The organism is Glaciihabitans sp. UYNi722, from assembly GCF_040549465.1.
In the GTDB taxonomy this organism is placed as follows: domain Bacteria; phylum Actinomycetota; class Actinomycetes; order Actinomycetales; family Microbacteriaceae; genus Lacisediminihabitans.
This window is the reverse complement of record NZ_JBEPTL010000004.1, coordinates 1-24,234: the sequence shown is the minus strand read 5'-3', so window position 1 is coordinate 24,234 and position 24,234 is coordinate 1. Positions and strand designations below refer to the sequence as shown.

The window sequence follows — 24,234 nt, the reverse complement described above, 5'->3', positions numbered from 1 at the left end:
ACCAGGAATCATCCCGTCGGAGTGACGCGCGCCCTCCTCCGCCCGGGGCTGGTCATCCACTCGAATTCGTCAACCTCTGGACTTTTGGACACTATTTAGCAACAATCGTCACAGCGAGGTCATAGTCGCCTCTCAGCCGTCATCCGAGCACATGCGACGAGCTCCGCGCGAATCAACGAGGAAGTTGGTCACGAATTGACGAATACACGCAGATCGAGATGGGTCGGGGTGATCCTGGCGGCCACCTGCGCGGTCGGACTCGTTTCGGCCCCGTCGATCGCCGATGCGGCGACGCCGGCGGCGACCTGGAGTGGCAAGGTACCGCCGCTCTCCACCCCCTGGACGGCGGATGTCTCGCCGACCAACGCGCTGCCGGACTATCCGCGTCCGCAGCTGGCGAGGCCGTCGGTCGACGCCCCGAAATGGCAGAGTCTCAACGGCCTCTGGCAGTACGCGGAAACCGACGGCTTCAGCACGCCGCCGTTCGGCACCGACCTCAGCGGCAAGATCCTGGTGCCGTATCCGGCAGAGTCAGCGCTCTCCGGAGTGCAGAAGCACTCGGACTACATGTTCTACCGCCGCACGGTGGATGTACCGAAGAACTACACAAAAAACGGCCAGCGCCTGCGCCTCAACTTCGGCGCTGTCAACTACGACGCAACCGTCTACGTGAACGGTACGGAGGTAGCCCGCCACACCGGCGCCTACGACGCCTTCAGCGTCGACATCACCGGTGCGCTCCGCGATCGCGGCAGCCAGGAGATCGTGGTCGCCGTGCACTCGCCGGTCGACAGTGCCACGATACCGGTGGGCAAGCAGCGACTCGACCCCAGTGGGATCTTCTACACCGCGGCATCCGGAATCTGGCAGTCGGTGTGGCTCGAGCCTGTCGCGGCGACCAGCATCGCGAGCTTCACCGCGACGCCGGAGGTTGCGAGCTCCTCATTCAGCATCGCTACGACCTTCAATGGCGATGCGGCTGGCGCGCGCCTCACCGTGGATGCCTGGGCGGGCAAGAAGAAGGTCGCCAGCGCGAGCGGCGCGGCGGGTGGACCGATGAAACTGGCCATCCCCAAACCACGCCTGTGGAATCCGGATGACCCGTTCCTCTACACCTTCACGGCCACGCTCAAGCAGAACGGTCAGCAGGACAGGGTCGAGAGCTACGCCGGCCTGCGGTCCATCGCCGTGGCCGACGTGGACGGCAAGCAGCGCATCGTGCTGAACGGCAAACCGACCTTCCTGCTGGCGACACTCGACCAGGGTTATTGGCCGGACGGCATTTACACCGCGCCGACTGACGCCGCGCTCAAGTTCGACATCCAGAAGACCAAGGACCTCGGTTTCAACACGATCCGCAAACACATCAAGATCGAGCCCGCGCGCTGGTACTACTGGGCAGACAAACTCGGGCTCATGGTCTGGCAGGACTCCCCCGCGCTTCCGACGGGACGCAATGCGACACTGACCACGGGTGACAAAGCGAACTTCCGCAGCGAGACGGCGCAGATGGTCGACCAGCTGAAGAATGTGACGTCGATCATCGGTTGGATCCCGTTCAACGAAGGATGGGGCCAGTGGAGCGTGCAGGCGGCGAGCGATGTCGGCGCGCAGGTGAAGAAGCAGGATCCGTCGAGGCTGGTCAATGATCGGAGCGGCTTCAACTGCTGCGACACCCCAGGAGACCCCGGCACCGGCGACATCATCGACTGGCACATGTACCAGGGGCCCGCGCTACCCGCTCCGGATGCCAAGCGCGCGTCGATCGATGGCGAGCACGGCGGTCTCACGCTCTCCGTCGAGGGCCACACCTGGCCCGGCGCACCCATCAACCCCTACGGATCGGTGAAGGATGCCGCGGAGCTCAACGACAAGTATGTGGCGAACACCGCGGTGCTGCGTGACCAGGGTGCTCCGTACGGTCTCTCTGGCAGCGTCTATACCCAGATCACCGATGTCGAGGGCGAGCAGAACGGCTTCTTCACCTACGACCGCCAGGTCGAGAAAGTGGATGAAGCGCGCGTTCGAGCCGTGAACCTCGAGGTGATCGCTGCCGGATCCAAACCGGTCCCGGCGCCACCGGCGGGAACCCCTGGTCTCGCCGGCGTCGGTCATTGGACCTTCGACGAGGGGTCAGGAACCGTCGCGGCGGATACAGCTGGCAAGCACGATCTCACACTGCGGAACGGGGCGACCTGGGCCGCGGGCAAGGCGGCCTCGGCCATGCAGCTGAATGGAACCGACCAGTTCGCCGAGTCGAACGGCACGGTGCTGAAGACCGAGAACGCGAACTACAGCGTCTCGGCCTGGGTCAGGTTCGATGCGATCGGCGACGCCTTCCAGACGGTGGCGAGTGAGGACGGTGACGCGAACAGCGCCTTCTTCCTGCAGTACTCCGGCGCCGACAAGCAACTGGCCTTCAGCTTCGCCAACGCGAGGGCTCTGGCGACGGGACTCGGCAAACCGGTCGCCGGCACCTGGTATCACCTGGTCGGCGTGAGGGATATCACCGACTCCTCGCTGACGATCTATGTGGACGGCAAGAAGTCGGGCTCGGTGAACATCCTCGGCAATGGCGACACGGCAACGGGGAACCTGGTCATCGGTCGCGGGAAGTTCGGCGAGAAGCCTGTCGACTACCTCGCGGGTTCGGTCGACAACGCGAAGGTCTTCGACCGGGCGCTGTCGGCCACCGAGGTGGCTTCGCTCTACAGCGCCGGAGCCAGCAAGTAGGAGGAGTCGGTCAGCCCGCCGTCGCCTCCCGTCCCACAGACGCGAGGTGGCGGCAGGGCCGACTGCGGTTCAGCGCGACCGGCGGTTCCTGCGCACCACGATGGCGGTGGCGAGTAGCACGGCGCCGAGCGCGGCGACGAATCCGAACTCGTAGGCGATGTAGGCGGCATCCGCGGTTCGAACTCCGATGAAACCAACCACGTCGCCCAGTACACGGGCGATGCCCTCGAAGACGAGGGCGAGCATGCCGACGATGAAGAGCAGGGCTCCGACGACGAAGATACCCGCCGAGGAGATCACCGCGGTGAGGGCCGCACCCTCCAACAGGAGACCCCCGAGGATCACGAAGACGACGCCGAGCGCGCTGGTTCCGTGGGTCTGCGCGGCGCGATCGACGAGAGAGCCACCGCCCCAGAGCAGACCGAGACCGCTGGCGGCTCCCACGACGGCGAACACGATCGACAGCACCCCGCGAAGAGCGGATGCCGACGACACCTCCGTCGAGCGCCGTGCGATCCGCGCCGCCACCGCGGTGCCCCAGAGCACAAGGCCGAGTGCGACCGCCAAACCGAAGGACATCCACCGCCCGGCACCGTAGGCGAGGTCGGGCGACAGACCACCGAGAAAACGCACGGCCTCCCCCGCACCGAAAGGCCAGACGATCGCGACCAACCCGGCAAGGGTGATGACGCCGCTCAGTATCCCGAGTCCCAGCGAAGAGAGCCGGGAGGTCTGCACCACAGCCAGCAACAGTGCCATGCCCACGATCGCGAGGAGGATGCCGATGCCGTCCAGACCGCCGTTCCGGGTGGCGGTCCGGTAGACGTCCGCCCCACCGACCAGGAGTGCCCACAGGCCCACCGGGGTAAAGATGACAGCCACAACCAGGCCGATCACGCGACCGACGGCGGAGGTGCGACGTACGGGTCTGGTGGTGGTCAGAGGTCTTTCGGCGGTCACAGGCGACTCCTCGGCTCTGGGCGTACAGCCGAGGTTACTCCGGGAGTCTTTGTGCCGGTTGGGTAGAGCGCGCCGGTTGTCGCATCCTGGTGGGCGGATGCTGGTTACTCAGCCCGCAGCAGGCGCGCGGCCTCGGCAGCAAGCCCTGGCGGCGGCGCGAGCGAATCGAGCGAGACGGTGATTCCGGGCTCATCGGCGGCGAGGGGCTCCAGCGTCGCAAGCTGCGAGTCGAGCAGGGAGACCGGCATGAAGTGACCCTCGCGGCGCGACATCCGGGAGACGAGGAGTGCGCGCGAACCCTCGAGGTCCACGAAGCGGGTGCGCGGTTCTGCGACGAGAATGGCCGAACGGTAGGTGCGTTTGAGTGCGGAGCAGGCGATCACGAGACCGGTCTTCTCGGCATCCGCGAGTTCGGCTCCGACCCTGGCGAGCCACGGCCAGCGGTCTTCGTCGTTCAACGGATGCCCGGCCGCCATCTTCGCGACGTTCGCCGCAGGATGCAGGTCGTCGGCATCCATGAACGGTACGCCGAGTTCGGCCGCGAGCGCGGTGCCGACGCTGGTTTTGCCCGACCCGCTCACACCCATCACGACGACCAGCGGCGTCACGCCTCTACTCGATTCATCGGGTTCAAATTACCAGTCGTGGACAGTTCCGTCGGCGAGACGGTTGTAGGGCAGATAGGCCTGCTCGTAGGGGTATTTGCCCGCTTCGTCGACGTTGAGTTCGACTCCGAGGCCTGGCTTGTCACCGGGGTGCAGCATGCCGTTCTCCCAGGTGAACGACTGCTCGAAGACCCTGTCGGTTTTCGCGCCGTGCTTCATGTATTCCTGGATGCCGAAGTTGTGGATGGCTAGCCCCAGATGCATCGCGGCCGCCATGCCGACCGGTGAGATGTCGGTTGGTCCGTGCATGCCGGACTTGATCTGGTACTGCGAGGCGTATTCGAGGATCTTCTTCAGGTGCGAGATGCCGCCGGTGTGGGTGACGGCGCTGCGCACGTAGTCGATCAGCTGCTCGCGGATGATCTGCTGGTAGTCCCACACGGTGTTGAAGATCTCCCCGATCGCCAGCGGTGTCGTCGTGTGCTGGCGTACCAGGCGCAGCGCCTCCGGGTTCTCGGCCGGTGTGCAGTCTTCCAGCCAGAACAGGTCGTAGGGCTCGAGCGACTTGCCAAGCTGCGCGGCCTGGATCGGCGTCATCCGGTGATGGCCGTCGTGCAGCAGCGGAAGCTCCGGACCGAACTCGTTGCGCACCGCCTCGAAGACCGTCGGCACATGGCGGAGGTAGCTGCGCGTGTCCCAGTCTTCCTCAGCCGGGAAAGCACCGCGCTGAGCTGGCTCGTGGTCGTAGCGCTGGCCATTGTTGCCCTCGAAGGTTGCGTTCGAGGCGATGCCATAGATCGACTTGAGGCCCGGCACACCGGTCTGCACGCGGATCGCCTTATAGCCCTGCTCCTGGTGCGACCGGACGCTGTCGAACAGCTCCTCGGTGGTCTTGCCAGAGGCGTGACCGTAGGCGAGCAACCCGGTGCGGGAGGCACCGCCGAGCAACTGATAGAGCGGCATGCCTGCGGCCTTCGCCTTGATGTCCCAGAGCGCGACGTCGACGGCGGCGATCGCCGCCATCGTCACCGGACCACGACGCCAGTAGGCGCTGCGGTAGAGAAACTGCCAGATGTCCTCGATGCGGTGGGCATCCTTACCGATCAGCAACGGCACGACGTGCTCGGTGAGGTAGGCGACGACGGCCTGTTCCCGACCGTTCAGCGTGGCGTCACCGAGGCCGGTGAGCCCATCATCCGTCGTCAGTTTGAGAGTGACGAAATTACGGTCGGGGCTGGTGACGATGACTTCGGCTTTGTCGATGATCACGCGGTGTCTCCTTGGTCGGGGCGGGAATTCAGCACAGCGATCTGCGTCGCGACAGAGTTGACGAGCGCGCTGTCGTTCGCAAGATCGGGGGCGAGAAAACGGATGACCGCGACCGCCTGCTCCTCTGCGCTGCGACCCGACAGCTCTGCTACGAGGCTATCGGCGGCGGGGTCGCGTCGGTCGGAACCGAGAAGGTGGAGCGTCCAGGCGGCGAGGACGCCGACCTGGGCTTCGCCCGCAGCCTCACCCCGTGCCTGACGGCGTCGGATCGGATCGATCACCCTCTGCACCAGCTTCTGCGAACCATCGGTGGCGATTTGCACCAGCAGGTGCCGGATGCGGGCATTGCCGAACCGGGACCGCAGGGCGGCGAGTGCCTCATCCAGTTCAGCGCCCCCGAAGGGCAGGATGTCGCGGGCTTCGTCCCACAGTCGTTCCAGTTCAGTGGCGCAGGCCAGGTCGCTCATGGCCTCGTCGATGGTGTGGTGGCCGCGCAGCAGGCCGCGGTAGGCGAGGAGAGAGTGACCGGCGTTGAGCAGCCAGAGCTTACGCTGTTCGAAGGGCGCGATGTCGTCGACGAAGCGCGCGCCGACCTTCTCCCATGAGGGTCGTCCCGCCGGGAAATCACCACTCAGCACCCACTCGCTGAAAGGTTCGGTCACGACGGGCACGGCATCCGGCAGGCCGGTGAGAACGAGGGCTCGTGCGCGGTCATCGTCGGTGCTGGCCGGTGTGATGCGGTCGACCATCGTCGAGACGAAACTGACGTTCTGGTCGATCCAGTCCGCAAGGTCGGTGTCGACCCTGGCGGCCATGCCGAGCACGGCGGCGCGAGCGGCACGGCCGTTGTCGGGGAGGTTGTCGCAGCTGACCACAGCGATCGGTCCGGCCGACGCGCGCCTGCGAGAGCGGAGGCCGTCGACCAGCTTTCCCGGCGCGGTGATGGCGGCCTGCTCCGCTCCGGAGGTGAGCAGCGCGAGATCCGCGACGACAGCTTCGTCTGCCAGGTCGAGTTCACCGGATTTGGTGAGCCGGTAACCGGCCTCGGTGACGGTGAGCGTGACGATCGCGGCATCCGCGCTCGCCATGGCCGTCCGCCAGCGCACGACATCAGAACCGGCGGATGCCGCGCTGATGCTCTCGATAAGCGAGGCGGTGTCGTCGACCGACCCTCGCTCGATGAGGGTGTAGATGTCGTCCTGCGCCTCGAGCGAATCAGCGAGCGATGTGCTGCGTCCGGTGAATGCGTCGATGCCCCAGGACTCCCCCAACTCGTTCACGCGCTGGGTGTACCAGGCCTGGTGGGCGCGATGGAAGGCCCCAAGGCCGAGGTGCACGATGCGAACCGGATGCCGGATGCCGCGGCGCGCGCGGAACTCGGCACCCGGGTCCACTATGACCTCAGTCGACATGTCGCGACGTGACCCGCTCCTGGATGGCGCGCAGGTAGGCCAGGTTGTCGGCGGTGCGCTCTTCGAGCGGGAGCTCGGTCGAGAAGTCTTCGACGGTCACCCAGCCGTCGTAGCCGTGCGTCGACAGTGCCTCGAAGTAAGCCTCGACGTTCGCCTGGCCGAGGCGCAGCGGCGCCCACTCCTCTTTCCAGATCACCGAGCCGTCGAAGCCAGCCTCGTCGGTCACCCGCCAGAGCGCGTTCTTCACGTGCACGTGGGCGAGATACGGTCCGAGCATCTGGAAGGCGGAGAGGAAGTCCTCCTGCCCCTCGATGAGCAGGTTGCCGAGGTCGTGGATCACGCCGATGTGAGCGGGGTCGAGACCGTCGATGAGACGGATGGCCGCGGAGGCGGACGACGTGATCGTGCGGTGATGCAGTTCCACCAGCGCGCGGACGCCGTGTGCGGCGGCACGCTCGGCCACCCATTCGAGGTCGGTGCGGGCTGCCGCGAACTTCTCCCGGTAGTCCCCGCCGTCGGCGGGCGGCATGGTGACGCGTACCTGGCGTGCGCCGAGGGTGGCCGTCGCCGCGAGCGTCCGCTCGACGTTGTCATGGTCGCCGATGCCCGCGTAGGCCCCGATGCCCGAGTAGTCCAGGCCGGACTCCGCGGTGATGCGGGCGATCTCGTCGGTGGAGCCTTCGAGACCGGTGAGCGGCCAGGTCGCGCGGTTGCCCGCCCAGAAGCCCGGGGTTTCGGCATCGGCCTGGTCGGTGACCCGCCACTCGATGCCGTCCCAGCCCTGCGCCGCGAGAATTCGTGCGGCCTCGGCCGGCTCCCATTCCGGCGTGGATGCGGTGAATACCGAAAACTTCATGACGCTCCCCCCGTGGTGACCTCGAGATCGTCGAACTTACCCGCGAGCACCTCATCGAAGGAGACGGCACGACCGAGGGTGGCCGAAATATAGACGGCGCGCACGACAGCAAGCGACACCAGCGCATCTTCGACGCGCACGCCCGGCTGGCCTCCGTCACGAATCGCGCGAACCACATCCTCGTACTGGCGGAGGTGGGCGACCGCGAAACCGTCAGCACCCCTGTCGCCACCCCGCAGGTCGGACGCGCCGACAAGGTCCGCTGCCTGGTTGGTGGCATCGATGACCTCCTGGTCGTCGACGGCGGCGTGGAAGTATTCCAGCTGGTCGTCGTCGATCACGGCCGACCCACGGGAGCCGTGAACCTGCAGGCGCACGGTGAGCCCTGGATAGGCGGCGGTCGTGGCGTGAAGCACGGCGAGCGCTCCGGATTCGAAGCGCACCGTGGCGACAGCGACATCCTCGATCTCCACCCGCTCATGGGCGAGAAGGGCGGTGTGCGCGAAGATCTCGACCGGGCGTCCCAGGAACCAAACCAGCAGGTCCACAGTGTGCACGCCCTGGTTCATCACGGCGCCACCGCCGTCGAGTTCCCAGGTTCCCCGCCACTGGCCGGAGTCGTAATATTCCTGACTGCGCCACCAGGCCACCGTCGCGACTCCACCGGTCAGTCGACCGAATGCGCCGTTATGGGCCGCACGGGCGACGACGACGGATGCCGGGTCGAAGCGGTGCTGACTGATCACCGAGACGACGCGTCCGCGCTTCTCCGCGTCCGCCGCGAGTTCCGCGATGTGGCGCGCCCGCGGCAGCGTCACATCGAGCGGCTTCTCGATAACTACGTGCTTGTCGGCGGCGAGTGCCTCCTCGGCGAGCTGCACGTGCAGGCCGCTCGGGGTGCAGATAACCACCAGGTCGACGGGAACCGCCGCGAAGGCGGCGGCCAGGCCGTCGAACTCGCCAGGCCGATCGATGCCGAGTTCGCTCTCGACCAGATCGGCGAGCCGGTGGGTCGCCTCCGGAATCGAGTCGACGAGTGCGACGATCGTGAGGCCCTCGAGCCTGGCGATCGCCCGTGCATGGTTCACGCCGATGATGCCGCAACCGACGATCGCGACAGCGAGTGGTGCACTGGAGAGTGGTGCGCTGGGGGTGGAGCTCATCTGGTACTGATTCCTAACTGGTTGGTGAGGCGGGCGAATGCTCTGGCTGCACGACCGAAGGCCTCAGGTCCGGAGAAACCGCCGAGCGCGTTGACATCGGCAAGGTGCGGCTCCAGGGAGGCGAAGCCGGTGTAACCGTCGTCGCGCAGCGCCGTGAGGGTTTCGAGCAGCTCGCCATCGCCCTCGCCGGCCGGGGTGACCGCGTTAGAGCCGGAGAGGGCGTCTTTCACCTGCAGGTATTCGAAGTGCGGGCGCAGCAGCGCGTAGCCCTCGGTGAAGGGCTTCACACCCACCTGCACGAAGTTGGCGTTATCCCACGCCACCCGCAGGTTCTGCGAGCCGACCGACTCGATGACATCGAGCACGCGCTCCGGCGTATCACCGTAGATATCTTTCTCGTTCTCATGCAGCAGGATCACGTTCTCGCTCTCGGCAAGATCGGCGAGGGCCCGCATCCGCACCATCACCTCGTCGCGAATGCCGACGACCGCGACACCTTCCGCACTGAAGGCCTGCTCGCTATAGAACGAGAAAATGCGGATGTAGCGGGCATCGAGTCGGTGGGCGGCACGGATCGCGCTGCCGAGCCTGTCCACCTCGTGCTGCACGGGCAGGGCGACATCCACTTTGCCGATCGGGGACGCGATCGCCGACACTCCCATCTCACGCTCGGAGAATAGCGTGGCGAGCGCGTCGAGCTGTTCTGCCCCGAGGTCAACGATGTTGGTACCCCAGGCACTGCGCACCTCGATGTGGTTGGCACCGAGCGCCTGCAGTACCGCCACCTGCACCGCCGGGTCTGCGTCGATCTCGTCGCCGAATCCGGACAGTGCCCAGTTGACTTCGTCGGTCATTTGACTCCTCCTGCTGTTAGGCCACCCACAAGGTAGCGCTGGAATACGAGATAAAGAACAACGACGGGAACGGCGCAGATCAGTGACGCCGCCATCATCTGGCCGTAGAGCGGAATCGCTCCGCCCTCCTGGGTGGCCCCGAAGACCTGCAGTGCGATGGCCGCCGTGCGGGATTCCGGGCTGGTCATGACGGACGCGAACAGCACATCGTTCCAGCCGAGAAGGAAGGCGAAGATGGCCGAGACCACGATGCCAGGCCAGCTCAACGGGATGACGATCCTGGTCAGGATGCGCCAGGACGATGCGCCGTCGATGCGCGCAGCTTCTTCGAGCTCACGCGGCAGGCCGCGCAGGTAGGTCACCATCACCCAGGTCGAGAATGGGAGGGCAAAGGTGAGATAGGTGATGAACAGCGCACCGCGGGTACCGATGATCTGGATGCCGAGGGTTGTCGCCGCGGTGGAGAACAGCACGAAGACCGGCAGCAGCATGAGCGTGCCGGGGATCGACTGCAGACCGAGCAGCGCGCGGAGTACCGTGAGCCGTCCGCGGAACGAGTAGCGCACCAGCACGTAGGCCGACGACACCGCGAGCAGCGCGCAGACCAGGGCGACGGCACCGCAGACGACGACGCTGTTGAACAATCCGGTACCCAGGTCGACGGTGCTCCAGATCTTGACATAGTTGTCGAGGTGCAGCTCAGCCGGGAAGAAGGCTCCCTGGGCAACCGACACGTCGGAGTTGATCGACGCGAACAGGATGTAGAGCACCGGCGTGAGCACGACGATCAACAGCACAGCGATCACGATCACCAGCAGCGGCTTGGGCAGCAGCCTGGTAACGTCGTCGTTGCGACGGGTGGACGGGCGCCCGGGCGCAATCGGGCTGGTCAATACCTCGGTCATGGCTTCCTGCCCTCCTCACCGGTGTCGAGACGAACTGCTTTGAGATAGATGAACAGCGGGATCGCGATGAGCACCAGTGAGGCGACCGCCATCGACGCGCTGAGCCCGAATCGGAAGCTCTGGAAGCTCGTGACGTAGGTGAGCACGGGCAGCACATCGACATCCTGCGGCGCAGGCACCCCGAAGAGCACGAAGGGCAGCGTGAATCCGTTGATGTTGTGCAGGAATGAGATGATCACCGCCAGCGCGATCGGACCGCGCAGGTAGGGGAAGATCACGTAACGCAGCTTGGTCCACCAGAGCGCGCCGTCGATGGCGGCGGCCTCGTGCACTTCGTGGTCGACAGCCTGCAGGCCGGCGAGCACCAGCAGGTAGAAGAAGGGCCATGAGCTCCAGATCTGCACGAGGATCAGGGCCCAGAAGCTCTGCGGCCCGTTGAGCCAAAGACCGGTGTGGATGCCGATGCTCGCGAGCGCGTCATCCACCACTCCGCCAGGCTGCAGCATGGTGCGCCACACAGTGCCGACGACGAATGCCGGAAGCACGTAGGGGATGAGGAAGATCGAGCGCACGAGACCTCGACCGACGAACTTGTTCTGCGTTGCGATGGCGGCGGCGACGCCGATCGGCAGAGTAACCACTGCGGCGATCGCCGCGAAGGAGACGCTGATGCCAATCGACCGGAGCAGCGTCGACCTGGTGAACGCCTCGACGAAGTTCTGCAGGCCGATGAACGGTGCCTGCAGCCATGACCGGAGCGTGTACTGGTCGAGGTCGAGCAGCGAGATGACGATGGCCAGGATCAGGGGGATGACGATGACCAGGATCATCAGGATGCCGCCGGGGGCGAGCATCCAGAACGGCCGGTTCCGCTCGTTGGGCGAGCGACCGCGGCGGCGGGCCGGGCGGCCGCCGGTGGGAGTCGATCCCACCGGACGGCCGTCAGCCTGTGTCGCCGCGCTCGTCACCGAGGCGGGTGTTGTGGTTGTCATGGCAGGTCGCGCTTACTTCGCCTTGTCGAGCGAGGCCTGCACCGTGGACTGGGCGGACGCGAGCTTCGATTTGATCTCGGAGGTGCTGATCGACCCGTTGGACAGTGACGGGATCGACTGCACCACGACGTTCACCAGGGCGAGCTGCGTGTCGCCCCATGCGCCGCTGAACGGTGTGCCGACCGACTTGCTCGATGAGTCGATGATTGGAATCAGCTGATCGTTGCCATTTTCCAGCTTCTTGGCCGCGGCGGCGTTCGTCGGCAGGTCACCGAAGAGCTTGTTGTACTCCAACTGGGCCGAAGCGCTCGTGAACTGTTTCATCAGGGCGAAGGCGAGGTCCTGGTTCTTCGAGTACTTGGCGATGACCATGTTGTCACCGGACAGGATGCTCGAGGCAGCTTTTCCACCCTTCGGCAGCGACTTCTTCCCCGGCGGGATCGTCGGCATGAGCGCGTAGGCATACTTGCCCGCCACCACCGAGGAGTCGAGCGAGATCTTCGATGTGGAGGTGGTCATCGGCAGGTAGGCGGCCTTGCCCGCGGCGAATGCCGCCACGGCCTGCGCGTTCTTCCAGCCGATGGCCTGCGGGTCGACGACCTTGTCTTTGGTCAGCCAGTCGAAGTAGGTCTCATAGGCGGTGAGGGTGGTCGGGTCGTCCACTCTCGCCTTCTTACCGTCGAGGATCGGGTTGCCTGCCTGCACCGACATCGCCCAGATGAATTTCCACGGATCGTAGCTGTCGGCATAGGCGAGAGCCATTCCGTAGCTGCCGCCCGAGGTGAGCTTCTTCGACTGCGCGGTCAGCTCGTCCCAGGTCGTGGCCGGCTTGTCGATGCCGGCGGCCTTCAGCAGGTCGGTGTTGTACGCCATCACGAACGGTCGGCTCGCGAACGGGATGCCGACCTCGTGCTTCTTGTCAGGGCCGGAGATGCCGAGGGTGGCCGGCAGAAACTTGTCACGGCCGCCGATCTTGTTCCAGTCGGCATCCGTCAGCGTGACGAAGGCCCCTGTGGCGTTGGCCGTGGGGGTAAAGGTGGTGCCCAGGTTGTAGATGTCGGGACCCTGTCCGGAGATCACCGAGGTCTGGATCTTGGTGAGTTCGTCGTTGGCCGAGGCGTAGGTCTCGAACTTGACCGTCGCGCCCGTGTTCTTCTCGAAGCGGTCAGAGACATCCTGGAACCACTGCTTCTGCTGTGTCGGGTAGAGCGTATTGGCGCCAACCATGACGTCGATCGACTTGCCTTTTCCGTCGACTGCTGCGGATGAACCGGATGCCGCGGGCGTCGAGCCGCCCGAGCATCCCTGAAGGGCAAGACCGAGGATGGCGATTCCCGCCACCGCGACCAGCGCGTGTCGAGCTTTCATCTGAACTCTCCTTTGAGTCGGTGCTGTTATCGGTGCATGTTCGCGCCGGGACTCTTCGCCACGACGGTTTTGTCGACTCTAGGCATTACGGCAATTTTTCTGCAACCGTTTGCCAAAAATTGCCATAGTGTGCTTTGCTCTCCTGCATGGAACCTCTCGTCGATGCGGGGCCGGATCGCCCGGCGACGCTTGCGGATGTCGCCGCGGCCAGCGGGGTCGCGATCTCGACCGCATCTCGTGCGCTGTCGAATCCCACTCGCGTGCGCGCGTCGACCAGGGAGAAGATCGAAGAGGTGGCCCGAGAGCTCAACTACGTGGTCAATGCGCAGGCCAGGGCCCTGACCTCCGGCAAGACGCGCACCATCGCGGTGATGGTCTCCGACGTGACGAACCCGTTCTACTTCGACATCATCCGCGGCACCCAGCAGCAGTTGAAGGCTGCCGGGTACACGCAGCTGCTGGTGGACACCGAGGAGTCCGACGAACTCGAAGACAGCATGATGCACAAGCTGCGGCGTTCATTCGACGGCGCGATCCTCGCAGCATCGAGGCTCACCGACCGCAAGCTCGCCGCCCTCGCCAGCGAGATTCCGGTCGTGGCGATCAACCGGCAGACCAGTGGTGTGCCGAGCGTGTTCATCGATACGCCGAGCGGCATCGAACAGGCCATGGGCCACCTGGTCTCTCTCGGCCACCGCGACATCGTCTACGTCTCGGGGCCGGTGACATCCTGGTCCAACGAGGGGCGCTGGCGCGCCCTGCTCAGGGCAGCGAAAGTGCACGGCGTGACGGCCAGGCGGGTCGGCCCGTTCTCTCCGAAGAAGGTAGCCGGTGCGGCGGCGGCGGATGCCGTGCTCAACAGCGGTGCGACCGCCTGCATCGCCTTCAATGATCTGCTGGCGATCGGCATCCTGATGCGCCTGCGTGAGCGCGGAGTCAGCGTGCCTGGCGACCTCAGCATCGTCGGCTGCGACGACATCTTCGGGGCGGACTTCTGCAACCCCCCGCTCACCACCCTCACCGCACCCATCGAGCAGGCGGGCCGTGTCGCGGTCTCGATCCTGCTTGCACGCCTCGACGATCCGGCGATCTCCGGCACCCGGCAGACCGCGACGCTGCCCACCCACCTCACCGTCAGGGCCTCGACTGGCCCGGCCCCGATCCGAAAGTGACAGCATGACCGCGCTCTCCCCGCATCCCGACCGCCTGTTCCCCGCGAACCCGATCGAACGAGACATCGCCAGGCGCCTCTACAGCGAGGTGGCGGATGCCCCGATCTACTCGCCGCACGGGCACGTCGACGCCGCCATGCTGCTGGCCAACGAGCCGTTCCCCGACCCGGCCGCCCTCCTCATCACGCCTGACCACTACGTGACGCGCTTCCTGCACTCCCTCGGCGTGCCGTTCGACGAGCTCGGCCTCGGCCGCGACGGAAACCCGCCAGTCAGCGGCGGCCGGTCAGTCTGGCGCCAGCTCTGCACCCACTGGGAGGCCTTCCTCGGCACGCCGGTGCGCTACTGGTTCGAGACGGAGCTCAGCGAGGTCTTCGGTCTCACCGAGCAGCCATCCGCGGCGAACGCCGACGACCTCTACGACCAGCTCGCCGAGACACTCGGCCGAGAAGAGTTCCGCCCGCGGGCGCTCTTTGATCGTTTCCGCATCGCCGTGCTGGCGACGACGGACGACCCGGCCGACGATCTTTCCGCCCACCTCGCCCTGCGCGACGATCCGACCTTCACCGGCCGGGTACTCCCCACCTTCCGGGCCGACAGGTACATGCACCCTGACGAGTTGACCTGGCTGGCCAAACTCGAGCAGTTGGGCGCGGCATCGGGCATCGACTGCGGCAGCTACGACGGCCTGCTCGCGGCGCTGTGCTCACGGCGGGCCGCCTTCATCGCCGCCGGCTGCACGGCCACCGACACCGGGGTCATCGATGCGGGATCGGAGCCTCTCGACGCGGCCGATGCCGAACGCATCCACCGCAGCGCGATCGCCGGCAACCTCACTGGAGCGGATGCCGTGGCCTACCGCCGCAACATGCTCTACCGGCTGGCCGAGATGGCCAGCGAGGATGGCCTGGTGATGCAGCTGCACCCTGGCGTCATCCGCAATCACCACGGTCCAACCTTCGACGCCTACGGCGCCGACACCGGCCACGACCTTCCCGACACCGGGGCCTACACGCGCCCGCTCGCGCCGATCCTGCGCGACTTCGGTACCGATCCCACCTTCCGGTTGGTGCTCTTCACCGTGGACGAGACCACCTTCTCCCGGGAGATCGCACCTCTCGCCGGGTTCTACCCTTCGGTCTACGCCGGAGCGCCGTGGTGGTTCATCGACTCCCCCGCCGGCATCGCTCGCTACCGCGCTGCGATCACCGACAGCGCGGGCTTCGCCAAGACCTCCGGATTCATCGACGACACCCGCGCGTTCTGCTCGATCCCCGCGCGGCACGACATGTCGAGGCGGTCGGATTCCAGCTATCTCGCCACCCTCGTGGCCACCCATCAGATCACCGAGGACGACGCTGTCGGAGTCGCCAGGCGTCTGGTCGCCGACGTGCCGATCGAGACGTTCCGGTTGCCACGCTAGGCGCGTTTGCCGACCTCTGCGCGCGATGTCCCTGCGCCGAACCAGATAGCCTAGAACCGGTCAAAAACAGTCGATTCGAGGAGACACAGTGGTTGAGGCAGTTGCAAACATTGGCGTAGTGGGCCTTGCGGTCATGGGCTCGAACCTGGCTCGAAACCTCGCCAGCAGGGAGGGTAACACCGTCGCCGTCTTCAACCGTTCTCACGAGAAGACCGACACGCTGCTCTCCGAGCATCCTGAGGCCGAGTTCGTCGGCACCACCAGCTACGAGGAGTTCGCCGCCGCACTCTCGAAGCCGCGCACCGCCATCATCATGGTGCAGGCCGGCAAGGGTACGGATGCCGTCATCGACGAGCTGACCAGAGTCTTCGAACCGGGCGACATCATCGTCGACGGCGGCAACGCACTGTTCACCGACACCATCCGTCGTGAAAAAGATGTACGCGAGACCGGCATCAACTTCGTGGGCGCGGGAATCTCCGGTGGCGAGGAGGGCGCGCTCAAGGGACCGTCGATCATGCCAGGCGGATCCGCCGAGGCCTGGGAGACGCTCGGGCCGATCCTCACGTCCATCGCGGCCATCGCCGAGGGCGAGCCGTGTGTGACCCACGTCGGCACCGACGGCGCAGGGCACTTCGTCAAGATGATCCACAACGGCATCGAGTACGCCGACATGCAGCTGATCGCCGAGGCCTACGACCTCATCCGCCGTGGAACAGGCAAGAACCCCGCAGAGATCGCCGAGATCTTCACCGAGTGGAACACGGGCGAGCTCGAGAGCTACCTCATCGAGATCACCGCCGAAGTGCTGAAGCAGGTCGACGTGAAGACCGGTCGTCCGCTGGTCGACGTGATCCTCGACCAGGCCGGCTCGAAGGGCACCGGCGTCTGGACCGTGCAGAACGCCCTCGACCTCGGCGTTCCGGTCTCCGGCATCGCGGAGGCGGTCTTCGCCCGCGCACTGTCCTCCAAGACGGAGCAGCGTGCCGCGGCATCCGAACTCCCCGGACCGAGCTCGACGGTAGCCGTCGACGACCCCGACGCCTTTATCGAAGACGTTCGCCAGGCGCTGTACGCCTCCAAGATCATCGCCTACAGCCAGGGTTTCGACGCGATCGTTGCCGGCGCGGAGAAGTACAACTGGGACATCAAAAAGGGCGAGATCGCCAAGATCTGGCGCGGCGGCTGCATTATCCGTGCACGCTTCCTCAACCGCATCACGGATGCCTACCTCGAGAACCCAGGACTGGTCGCGCTGGTGACCGCCCCCTTCTTCACCGACGTGGTGTCGACGGCGCAGGATTCCTGGCGCCGCGTGGTCGCCGGAGCTGCCTACGCCGGCATCCCGACACCCGCCTTCTCGTCATCGCTGGCCTACTACGACGGCCTGCGCGCCGACCGACTGCCGGCCTCACTCGTGCAGGGCCAGCGTGACTTCTTCGGAGCGCATACCTACAAGCGCGTGGATGTTGAGGGAACCTTCCACACCCTGTGGAGCGGCGACCGCAGCGAGATCGAGTCGGAGGGCTCCTCGCACTAGCGCGCTAGTAGAACTCGACGGTGTCCACGCGGTTGACCAGCGGTTCACCGTCGAGCAAACGCGTCGCGTTCGCGGCAAACAGTTCGGCGATGTAGCGCTCCTCATCGAGGGTCTGCGCCACAGTGTGCGGGCTCACCAGCACGTTCGGCATGTCCCAGATCGGACTGGTCTGCGGCAGCGGTTCGACAGCGAAGACGTCGAGGGCTGCATAGCCGATCCGTCCGTCCTGCAGGGCTTCGACGAGAGCGACCTCGTCGACCGTCGTGCCGCGGCCGACATTGACGAAGAGAGTACCCGCACGAAAGTGCGCGAGCACGTCACGGCTGAGCATGCTCTTCGTGGCATCCGTTCCCGGCAGGGTCAGCACCACGGCGTCGGCTTCGGATACGGCCTCGGCGAACTGCTCGACGGGCACGATCTTCTCGACACCCTCGGCCTCGACGTGCCTCCGGTGCACACCGATCACGCGCATGCCGAGCAGGGAGAGCTTGCGCGCCGTTGCTCGACCGATGTTCCCGAGCCCCACCACGACCACGGTCCGGCCACCGAGGGTGCCGACACTGCGACGCGGTCCCCAAGCGTGGCGCGCCTTATCGGCTTCGAGCCTCGGCAGATCCTTCATCCCCGCGAGGAGACCCAGCACGGCGAATTCGGCGAGCGGCTCGGCGTGGGCGCCGGCCGAGGTGGAGAAGGCCACGCGCTGAAGCTCCTCTTCGGTGAGTTCGGCCGATCGCACCTGGCCGCCGCCACCGGCCGGGGTCGTGTGCACCCATCGGAGCTTCGCGTTGGCCCTGACGGTGCGACGAAGAGCGGTACCTGACTGCCCCGGCAACCCGAAGAGTGCCTCCGCGGAGTCGAGCAGCTGCTCGAAACGGGCCTGCTGCTCCGCGGTGCGGGTGAAGGACGGATCTCCCTCGTGATCGCCGGACGCACGCTGCGGTGGCAGAAGGCTCTGGTCTCGTACGAGATCGATGCGCGGCTCGAGCCGCTCGATCAGGGCGCAGAGTTCCTCGTTCAGCGGGGTCGCGACGACGGCGCGCAGACGATCGCTCACCGGAGTGCCGCCAGCTCGTCGATGGCACGACGGGACGGAGCGACGCGCTCCAGTCCAACCGCGTCGCGAGGGGCGGAATGGGGGGCGACAACGATAGCCGGGATCACTGTTTCATGCTACCGACCCGGCACGGGTCGGGCCGCCCGTCGTCCGTCTCCGCGGTTTCCCGCCATAGCCCATCCGCCCATGACAGAATCAGTGGGCGATGAGCAACTGGGATGACGAACCGGAACTCGCGGGATACGAGCCGACGAGCGGTCCTCCGCTGCGCAGTCGCCGACTGGTAATCACCATGCGGGTCGTGGTGATCGTCGGTATTCTCTGCCTCGTGCTGCCCCAGGTGATCACGACCGCGACCGTCGCGTCATCCACCGCGCAGGAGGCCTGCCTGGCCTGGGTGCGTTACGAAGTGCCCCAGGCAACCGGGGCATCCGCAACCTTCGAACTCTTCGGTGCCAACGGCATGGGGTGGCAGTGCTACACCGTCGGGGCCTTCGGTGGCGATAAGCACGTTGCCTCGCTCGGACTCATCCCGGTGTCGCCGAAGCTGTCTCGGGTGCCGACGACCAACAGCTGACGGCGCGTCCGCGCGCTGATTTGTTATCCGCGCGCACGTTACAGCTTCAGCGCGGATAACAACCCTGCGCACGGATGGCCGCAGCCGCTACTCCTCGAGCAGTTGCTCGCGCACCTGGCGGCGCTGTACCTTGCCGATCAGCGACTTCGGCAGTTCGTCGACGGCAACAATCCGCTTCGGCACTTTGTAGGCCGCAAGTCCACCGCGCAGGGACTCGCCCAGCGCCTTCTCATCCAGCTGTTTTCCCGCAGCCATCACGACCGCTGCGACGACCTCTTCGCCGCTGCGCGTGCTCGGCAGGCCGACGACGGCCGCGTCCGCGACATCCGGATGCGCCCGCAGTGCGTCCTCCACCTCACTCGGCGCGACGTTGAAGCCGCCGGTGATGATGAGTTCTTTGATGCGGTCGACGATGGAGACGAATCCGTCGTCGTCGAGACGCACGATGTCACCGGTGCGAAACCAGTCTGCGCCCTCATCGTTCTCATCGGCCGGCACAAACACCTCAGCCGTCTCGTCGGGCTTCTTCCAATAACCGGAGAAGACCTGCGGCCCGCGAACCAGGAGTTCGCCCTCCTCGCCGAGTGCACGATCGACCGTAGGATTCTCGGGGTCGACGACCCGCACTTCGGTGTTCGGCAGCGGCAAGCCGACGGCGCCTGCGCGACGGGTCGGCCCGACAGGGTTGGCCATCAGCACAGGGCTCGTCTCGGAGAGGCCATAGCCCTCGACCAGGTAACCGCCGGTCTGTGCCTCCCACGGCTCGACGACGGATGCCGACAGCGGCATGGCACCGGAGATCGCGATCTCGATCCCCTTCAGCGACACGTTCTGCTCCTTCGCCGCGGCGGCGAGACGCTCGTAGATGGGCGGAACGGCGGGCAGGAAGGTCGCCGGACGCTTCTTGACCACGGCGAGCACCAGGTCGGGATCGAACTTGGGGAAGAGCACGAGACGTGAGCCCATGCTCATCGCGAAGGTGAGGCAGAGGGTGAGTCCGTAGGCGTGGAACATCGGGAGCACGGCGTAGACCACTGAGGTGCCACGCTTCACCGTCGGCACCCAGGCGCGCGCCTGCGCGGCGTTGGTCGTGAGGTTGAGGTGGGTGAGGGTGGCGCCCTTCGGCAGCCCTGTCGTGCCGCTGGTGTACTGGATGAGTGCGACGTCGTCGGCCTCCGGACGCACGATCTCCGGCTTGATCGGGTCGGCGGCGAGCAGGTCTTTCCAGACGATCGTGCCGCGCACCCTCGTGGTGAGGGCTTCCCGCGACTCCCTGGCCTTGGTGACCGGCAGGCGCAGCAGCGCGCGGGTGACGAATGGCATAGCGCGCGTGATGTCGACGGAGATCAGGGTCTCGATCGCGACATCCGAGGGGAAGTCCTGGATGGTGGCCACCACCCTGTCCCAGACGATCGCCACCTTCGCGCCGTGGTCTTCGAACTGGTGGCGGAGCTCCCGCGGCGTGTACAGCGGGTTGTGCTCGACGATGATCGCGCCGAGTCTCAGCACCGCATAGAAGGCGACGATGTGCTGAGGACAATTGGGCAGCACGAGCGCGACGGTGTCGCCCTTCTGCACACCGAGAAGGCGGAGGCCCTCGGCGGCTCGAGCGATCTGCTCGCCCATGTCGGCGTAGGTGGTGGTCGCGCCGAAGAACTCGAGAGCGACGTTGTCGCCGAACTCGCGAATCGAACCCTCGACGAGGTCGAAGAGTGAACCCTCCGGCAGTTCGATGTCATCCGGCACGCCCTCCGCATAGCTGGAGAGCCAGGGGCGCGGAGTGGTTGTCGTCATAACATCACTCTAAGAGCTTCGTCCACACCGCGTTGCGCTGTCGTTTCGGCGCAACGCTGTTGCTTAGGCGACAGCGTTGCGCCGAAACGGCAGCGGACAGAATCGAATCAGGCGGCGCCGTCGAACATCGATGTGACCGAGCCGTCGCTGAACACCTCGTGGATAGCGCTCGCGATGAGCGGCGCGATCGGCAGGATCGTGAGCGTGGGAAAGCGCTTCTCCTCCGGGATCGGCAGGGTGTCGGTGACCACGACCTCGTCGATGAACTCGCTCTGCAGGACGTCGCTGGCCGGCTTCGAGAAGACCGCGTGGGTCGCGGCGACCACGACGTTCGTCGCCCCTGCTTCCTTGAGCGCCTCCGCGGCTTTCACGATGGTGCCACCGGTGTCGATCATGTCGTCGACGATGAGGCAGGTGCGCCCCTTCACCTCTCCGACGATCTCGTGCACGGTCACCTTATTCGGCACCAGCGGATCACGACGCTTGTGGATGATCGCCAGGGGAGCGCCGAGCTTGTCGCTCCAGATGTCGGCGACCCGTACCCGGCCCATGTCGGGCGATACGACGGTAAGCGTGGAGGAATCGAGGCGCTCCTGGAAGTACTTGAGCAGCACCGGCATGGCGAAGAGGTGGTCGACAGGGCCGTCGAAGAAGCCCTGGATCTGCGCTGCATGCAGGTCGACGCTCATGATGCGGTCGGCGCCGGCCGCCTTGAACAGGTCGGCGACGAGACGGGCGGAGATCGGTTCCCGTCCGCGACCTTTCTTGTCCTGGCGTGCGTAGGGGTAGAAAGGGGCGACGACGGTGATCCTCTTCGCGGAGGCTCGTTTCAGGGCATCCACCATGATGAGCTGCTCCATGAGCCACTCGTTGATCGGATAGGTGTGCGACTGGATGACGAAAGCATCCGAACCTCGCACGCTCTCGTCGTAACGCGCATAGATCTCACCGTTCGCGAAGGTACGCGCATCGGTGTGCACGAGATCCGCGCCAAGATGCTCTACGACGTCGATCGCCAGCTGGGGATGAGCACGACCCGTCACGATAACGAGTCGCTTTTCTCCGGTGGCTGTGATCTCGACCACGTGCCCTGCTCTCTGCCGGTCGCCCGACTTTTACCGCGGCCTAGTTCGAGGCCTCGTCGGATGCGACCGCCGCTTCTGCCGCTGCCGTTCCCGCGCGTTTCTCCTCGACCCAGCCCAGCACATTGCGCTGAGGAGCCACCGAGATGGCGAGGGCGCCGGCCGGCACATCTTTGCGCACCACAGCACCCGCTCCGACCTTGGCTCCGTCACCAATTCTAACCGGGGCGACGAACACGTTGTGCGCCCCGGTGTGAACGTGGGAGCCGACCTCGGTGCGGTGCTTCGCGATGTCGTCATAGTTGGCGGTGATGGCGCCAGCGCCGATGTTGGTGCCCTCGCCGATCGTCGTGTCGCCGACATAGCTGAGGTGAGGAACCTTGCTTCCCTCTCCGATGCGGGAGTTCTTGATCTCCACGAAGGTGCCGATCTTGCCGCCATCGCCGAGGTAGGTGCCGGCTCGGAGGTAGGCGAACGGCCCGACGGTGGCATTTTTTCCGATCACAGCGAGGGTGGCATCGGTGCGCGTGACCACGGCTCCCTCACCGATCTCGCAGTCGACCAGCGTCGTGTCGGGGCCGATCACCGCGTCGCGCTCGATCACTGTCGGACCCTTGATCTGGGTGCCCGGAAGGATCTCGACGTCTTCGGCGATGCTGGCCTGGAGGTCGATCCAGGTCGTAGCCGGGTCCTGGATGGTGACGCCAGCGATCTGCCAGCCGCGCACGATGCGGGCGTTGAGTTCCGCGGCGGCGGCGCTCAGCTGGGCGCGATCGTTGATGCCGGCGACCAACCACGGGTCGGAGACGGGGACTGCCTCGATGCGGCCGCCGGATGCGCGGATGCCGGCCGCGGCATCCGTGAGGTACTTCTCGTTCTGCGCGTTGTCGGTGCCGATGGCGGCGAGTGCGGTACGGAGAGCGGCAGCGTCGAAGACGTAGATACCAGAGTTGATCTCGGTGACGAGCAACTGCTCTGGGTCGGCATCCTTTTGCTCGACAATCGACTCGAATGCGCCCTCCGAATCACGGATGACGCGCCCGGAACCTGTCGGATCGGTGAAGTAAGCACTCAGCAGGGTGAGGGCGTTGCCGCCGAGCTCGTGGCTCGTCACCAGCGAGCGAACTGTCGCTGCGTCGAGCAGCGGTACATCGGCGCTGAGCACGAGCACATGGCCGGCGAAGCCGTCAGGCAGGCCGCCGAGGCCGAGCTCCACCGCACGACCGGTGCCCGGTTCTTCGTCCTGGTCGACGATGATCGCCTGCGGAACCTGCTCGACGATAGCCGCAGCGACGGCATCACGCTCGTGGCGTACGACGGCGACAATGTGGGCCGCCCCGAGCTCCTCCGCGGTGGCCAGCACATGGGCCACCAGCGGGACGCCGGCGATGCGGTGCAGAACCTTCGGACGCGAGGACTTCATCCGCGTGCCCTGGCCGGCGGCGAGGATGATGATGGCGAGTTGTGAATCGGACACGCGCGCTCCTTTGTTGGCACCCGAGGTCGGTGGCAGGTTTCCCGGCTCTCGCTGGACACACCTTCGGTGTGTCGCGCTCCGCGCAGCGGAGCAAAAAATAGACAAATCGTTGTCTATCTTTTGCTCCGCCTCCAGGATTCGAACCTGGACCGAACAGCTCCAAAGGCTGTCGTGCTGCCGTTACACTAAGGCGGATCGCGCTCTGCGGCGCAGCAACCCAGTCTGCCAGATAGCGCCCACGGCTTCAGCAACCTGCGTTTCTCCGGAGGATTCGCGCCACACTCGTCTTTTCGGTTGTAAATGCCACCCACTACCGTTGGCGGCGCACAACCTCCGGAGAAACCAACGGCGCGCGATAATGGTCGGATGCCCACACACGACGAAGTCGACCGCATCGTCGACGCGTGGCTGCGCGAACGCCCCGACCTCGACTTCGCGCCGCTGCAGGTACTCTCCCGCGTTGGACGGCTCGCCAAGCACCTGGACCGGGCCAGACGTACGGCCTTCACGGCATCCGGTCTCGAATCGTGGGAATTCGACGTGCTCTCCGCGCTGCGCCGCGAGGGCAAGCCTTATCAGTTGAGCCCGAAAGCCCTGCTACAACAGACCCTGGTCTCCAGCGGCACGATGACCAACCGCATCGACCGCCTGGTGGGACGCCAGTTGGTGGAACGCCATGCAGACCCCGGCGACGGGCGCGGCACGCTGGTGACCATGACCCCGTCAGGCCGGGAACGGGTGGATGCCGCCATCCGCGAGTTGCTGGCAGCGGAGAGCGAGCTGCTCGACGCACTCTCCACAGCCGACCAGGACAAGCTCGCCGCACTACTGCGCAAGCTCAGTCTCGACTTCGACTAGGGCGTGTCTCCTAACCTTTGTGGTGGTTGGTTGAGATGCTTTTACGATGTCTCGTACTTCGTTACTAACTGATGAGCAGTGGGACCGTGTGGGCGTGTTGATGCCGCGTCCGGCGGCCAAGGGTGGGCGACCGTTTCAGG

20 protein-coding genes and 1 tRNA gene are annotated in these 24,234 nt (G+C 65.8%); 6 read left to right on the top strand and 15 right to left on the bottom strand.

All coding sequences use genetic code 11. The annotated features are described in order from the left end of the window. Positions 1–195 precede the first annotated feature (195 nt). Entirely contained in the window at positions 196–2,733 is a 2,538-nt protein-coding gene (locus ABIB56_RS03750; protein ID WP_354567598.1) for a LamG-like jellyroll fold domain-containing protein, read from the top strand. Positions 2,734–2,802: 69 nt separating this feature from the next. On the opposite strand, the gene ABIB56_RS03745 is transcribed toward ABIB56_RS03750, so the two are convergent. The 10 genes from ABIB56_RS03745 to ABIB56_RS03700 all read right to left on the bottom strand — a co-directional run bounded on the left by ABIB56_RS03745 (position 2,803) and on the right by ABIB56_RS03700 (position 13,117). Then, complete coding sequence (locus ABIB56_RS03745; protein ID WP_354567596.1) at positions 2,803–3,693, bottom strand: hypothetical protein; 891 nt, start codon at positions 3,691–3,693, stop codon at positions 2,803–2,805. Between the two features lie 104 nt (positions 3,694–3,797). Then, on the bottom strand, positions 3,798–4,301 hold the full coding sequence (locus tag ABIB56_RS03740; RefSeq protein ID WP_354567595.1) for a gluconokinase: 504 nt from the start codon (positions 4,299–4,301) through the stop codon (positions 3,798–3,800). Positions 4,302–4,328: 27 nt separating this feature from the next. Then, the gene (gene manD, locus ABIB56_RS03735) at positions 4,329–5,567 is read right to left on the bottom strand and encodes a D-mannonate dehydratase ManD (protein ID WP_354567594.1); all 1,239 of its coding nucleotides are present in this window, start codon (positions 5,565–5,567) and stop codon (positions 4,329–4,331) included. Next, the gene (locus ABIB56_RS03730) at positions 5,564–6,979 is read right to left on the bottom strand and encodes a mannitol dehydrogenase family protein (RefSeq protein ID WP_354567593.1); all 1,416 of its coding nucleotides are present in this window, start codon (positions 6,977–6,979) and stop codon (positions 5,564–5,566) included. Before ABIB56_RS03730 ends, manD begins: the two co-directional genes overlap by 4 nt. Beyond that, entirely contained in the window at positions 6,969–7,835 is an 867-nt protein-coding gene (locus ABIB56_RS03725; RefSeq protein WP_354567592.1) for a sugar phosphate isomerase/epimerase family protein, read from the bottom strand. The genes ABIB56_RS03730 and ABIB56_RS03725 overlap by 11 nt, the downstream gene beginning before the upstream one ends. Then, positions 7,832–8,998 carry a Gfo/Idh/MocA family protein gene (locus ABIB56_RS03720; RefSeq protein ID WP_354567591.1) on the bottom strand — a complete coding sequence of 389 codons (1,167 nt, stop codon included), beginning with the start codon at positions 8,996–8,998 and terminating at the stop codon, positions 7,832–7,834. The genes ABIB56_RS03725 and ABIB56_RS03720 overlap by 4 nt, the downstream gene beginning before the upstream one ends. After that, positions 8,995–9,852: a sugar phosphate isomerase/epimerase family protein gene (locus ABIB56_RS03715; protein WP_354567590.1), complete on the bottom strand. Its 858-nt coding sequence runs from the start codon at positions 9,850–9,852 to the stop codon at positions 8,995–8,997. Before ABIB56_RS03715 ends, ABIB56_RS03720 begins: the two co-directional genes overlap by 4 nt. Next, positions 9,849–10,757, bottom strand: coding sequence for a carbohydrate ABC transporter permease (locus tag ABIB56_RS03710; protein ID WP_354567588.1), 909 nt, complete (start codon positions 10,755–10,757; stop codon positions 9,849–9,851). The genes ABIB56_RS03715 and ABIB56_RS03710 overlap by 4 nt, the downstream gene beginning before the upstream one ends. Then, positions 10,754–11,749 (bottom strand): carbohydrate ABC transporter permease, encoded by a 996-nt coding sequence (locus ABIB56_RS03705; RefSeq protein ID WP_354567587.1) that lies wholly within the window; start codon positions 11,747–11,749, stop codon positions 10,754–10,756. The genes ABIB56_RS03710 and ABIB56_RS03705 overlap by 4 nt, the downstream gene beginning before the upstream one ends. 12 nt (positions 11,750–11,761) lie before the next feature. After that, a complete protein-coding gene (locus tag ABIB56_RS03700) occupies positions 11,762–13,117 on the bottom strand; it encodes an ABC transporter substrate-binding protein (RefSeq protein WP_354567586.1) in 1,356 nt (451 codons plus the stop codon). Positions 13,118–13,263: 146 nt separating this feature from the next. On the opposite strand from ABIB56_RS03700, the gene ABIB56_RS03695 reads away from it, so the two are divergent. The 3 genes from ABIB56_RS03695 (at position 13,264) to gnd (ending at position 17,252) form a co-directional block, all read left to right on the top strand. Continuing rightward, the gene (locus ABIB56_RS03695; RefSeq protein WP_354567585.1) at positions 13,264–14,289 is read left to right on the top strand and encodes a LacI family DNA-binding transcriptional regulator; all 1,026 of its coding nucleotides are present in this window, start codon (positions 13,264–13,266) and stop codon (positions 14,287–14,289) included. A gap of 4 nt (positions 14,290–14,293) precedes the next feature. Beyond that, entirely contained in the window at positions 14,294–15,712 is a 1,419-nt protein-coding gene (uxaC, locus tag ABIB56_RS03690; RefSeq protein ID WP_354567584.1) for a glucuronate isomerase, read from the top strand. A gap of 88 nt (positions 15,713–15,800) precedes the next feature. After that, positions 15,801–17,252, top strand: a complete 1,452-nt coding sequence (gene gnd / locus ABIB56_RS03685) for an NADP-dependent phosphogluconate dehydrogenase (RefSeq protein WP_354567583.1) — start codon at positions 15,801–15,803, stop codon at positions 17,250–17,252. Positions 17,253–17,256: 4 nt separating this feature from the next. Here gnd and ABIB56_RS03680 read toward each other — a convergent pair whose 3' ends face one another. Then, the gene (locus tag ABIB56_RS03680; RefSeq protein WP_354567582.1) at positions 17,257–18,306 is read right to left on the bottom strand and encodes a D-2-hydroxyacid dehydrogenase; all 1,050 of its coding nucleotides are present in this window, start codon (positions 18,304–18,306) and stop codon (positions 17,257–17,259) included. 205 nt (positions 18,307–18,511) lie between these two features. On the opposite strand from ABIB56_RS03680, the gene ABIB56_RS03675 reads away from it, so the two are divergent. Beyond that, positions 18,512–18,883, top strand: a complete 372-nt coding sequence (locus tag ABIB56_RS03675) for a hypothetical protein (RefSeq protein WP_354567581.1) — start codon at positions 18,512–18,514, stop codon at positions 18,881–18,883. 87 nt (positions 18,884–18,970) lie between these two features. On the opposite strand, the gene ABIB56_RS03670 is transcribed toward ABIB56_RS03675, so the two are convergent. The 4 genes from ABIB56_RS03670 to ABIB56_RS03655 all read right to left on the bottom strand — a co-directional run bounded on the left by ABIB56_RS03670 (position 18,971) and on the right by ABIB56_RS03655 (position 23,431). Further along, the gene (locus ABIB56_RS03670) at positions 18,971–20,677 is read right to left on the bottom strand and encodes a long-chain-fatty-acid--CoA ligase (protein WP_354567580.1); all 1,707 of its coding nucleotides are present in this window, start codon (positions 20,675–20,677) and stop codon (positions 18,971–18,973) included. 107 nt (positions 20,678–20,784) lie between these two features. After that, the gene (locus tag ABIB56_RS03665) at positions 20,785–21,762 is read right to left on the bottom strand and encodes a ribose-phosphate diphosphokinase (protein ID WP_354567579.1); all 978 of its coding nucleotides are present in this window, start codon (positions 21,760–21,762) and stop codon (positions 20,785–20,787) included. Between the two features lie 40 nt (positions 21,763–21,802). Next, complete coding sequence (gene glmU, locus ABIB56_RS03660; protein WP_502917549.1) at positions 21,803–23,182, bottom strand: bifunctional UDP-N-acetylglucosamine diphosphorylase/glucosamine-1-phosphate N-acetyltransferase GlmU; 1,380 nt, start codon at positions 23,180–23,182, stop codon at positions 21,803–21,805. 177 nt (positions 23,183–23,359) lie between these two features. Then, positions 23,360–23,431 (bottom strand) — tRNA-Gln (locus tag ABIB56_RS03655). Between the two features lie 171 nt (positions 23,432–23,602). Here ABIB56_RS03655 and ABIB56_RS03650 point away from each other — a divergent pair. Next, entirely contained in the window at positions 23,603–24,094 is a 492-nt protein-coding gene (locus ABIB56_RS03650; protein WP_354567577.1) for a MarR family winged helix-turn-helix transcriptional regulator, read from the top strand. Positions 24,095–24,234 lie beyond the last annotated feature (140 nt).

Excerpts from the sequence above, each read along its gene's own strand:
- ABIB56_RS03730 (WP_354567593.1), bottom strand. The coding sequence starts at position 6,979 with ATGTCGACTGAGGTCATAGTGGACCCGGGTGCCGAGTTCCGCGCGCGC.
- ABIB56_RS03725 (WP_354567592.1), bottom strand. The coding sequence starts at position 7,835 with ATGAAGTTTTCGGTATTCACCGCATCCACGCCGGAATGGGAGCCGGCC.
- ABIB56_RS03720 (WP_354567591.1), bottom strand. The coding sequence starts at position 8,998 with ATGAGCTCCACCCCCAGCGCACCACTCTCCAGTGCACCACTCGCTGTC.
- ABIB56_RS03715 (WP_354567590.1), bottom strand. The coding sequence starts at position 9,852 with ATGACCGACGAAGTCAACTGGGCACTGTCCGGATTCGGCGACGAGATC.
- ABIB56_RS03710 (WP_354567588.1), bottom strand. The coding sequence starts at position 10,757 with ATGACCGAGGTATTGACCAGCCCGATTGCGCCCGGGCGCCCGTCCACC.
- ABIB56_RS03705 (WP_354567587.1), bottom strand. The coding sequence starts at position 11,749 with ATGACAACCACAACACCCGCCTCGGTGACGAGCGCGGCGACACAGGCT.
- ABIB56_RS03700 (WP_354567586.1), bottom strand. The coding sequence starts at position 13,117 with ATGAAAGCTCGACACGCGCTGGTCGCGGTGGCGGGAATCGCCATCCTC.
- ABIB56_RS03695 (WP_354567585.1), top strand. The coding sequence starts at position 13,264 with ATGGAACCTCTCGTCGATGCGGGGCCGGATCGCCCGGCGACGCTTGCG.
- uxaC (WP_354567584.1), top strand. The coding sequence starts at position 14,294 with ATGACCGCGCTCTCCCCGCATCCCGACCGCCTGTTCCCCGCGAACCCG.
- ABIB56_RS03675 (WP_354567581.1), top strand. The coding sequence starts at position 18,512 with ATGAGCAACTGGGATGACGAACCGGAACTCGCGGGATACGAGCCGACG.
- ABIB56_RS03670 (WP_354567580.1), bottom strand. The coding sequence starts at position 20,677 with ATGACGACAACCACTCCGCGCCCCTGGCTCTCCAGCTATGCGGAGGGC.
- glmU (WP_502917549.1), bottom strand. The coding sequence starts at position 23,182 with ATGAAGTCCTCGCGTCCGAAGGTTCTGCACCGCATCGCCGGCGTCCCG.
- ABIB56_RS03650 (WP_354567577.1), top strand. The coding sequence starts at position 23,603 with ATGCCCACACACGACGAAGTCGACCGCATCGTCGACGCGTGGCTGCGC.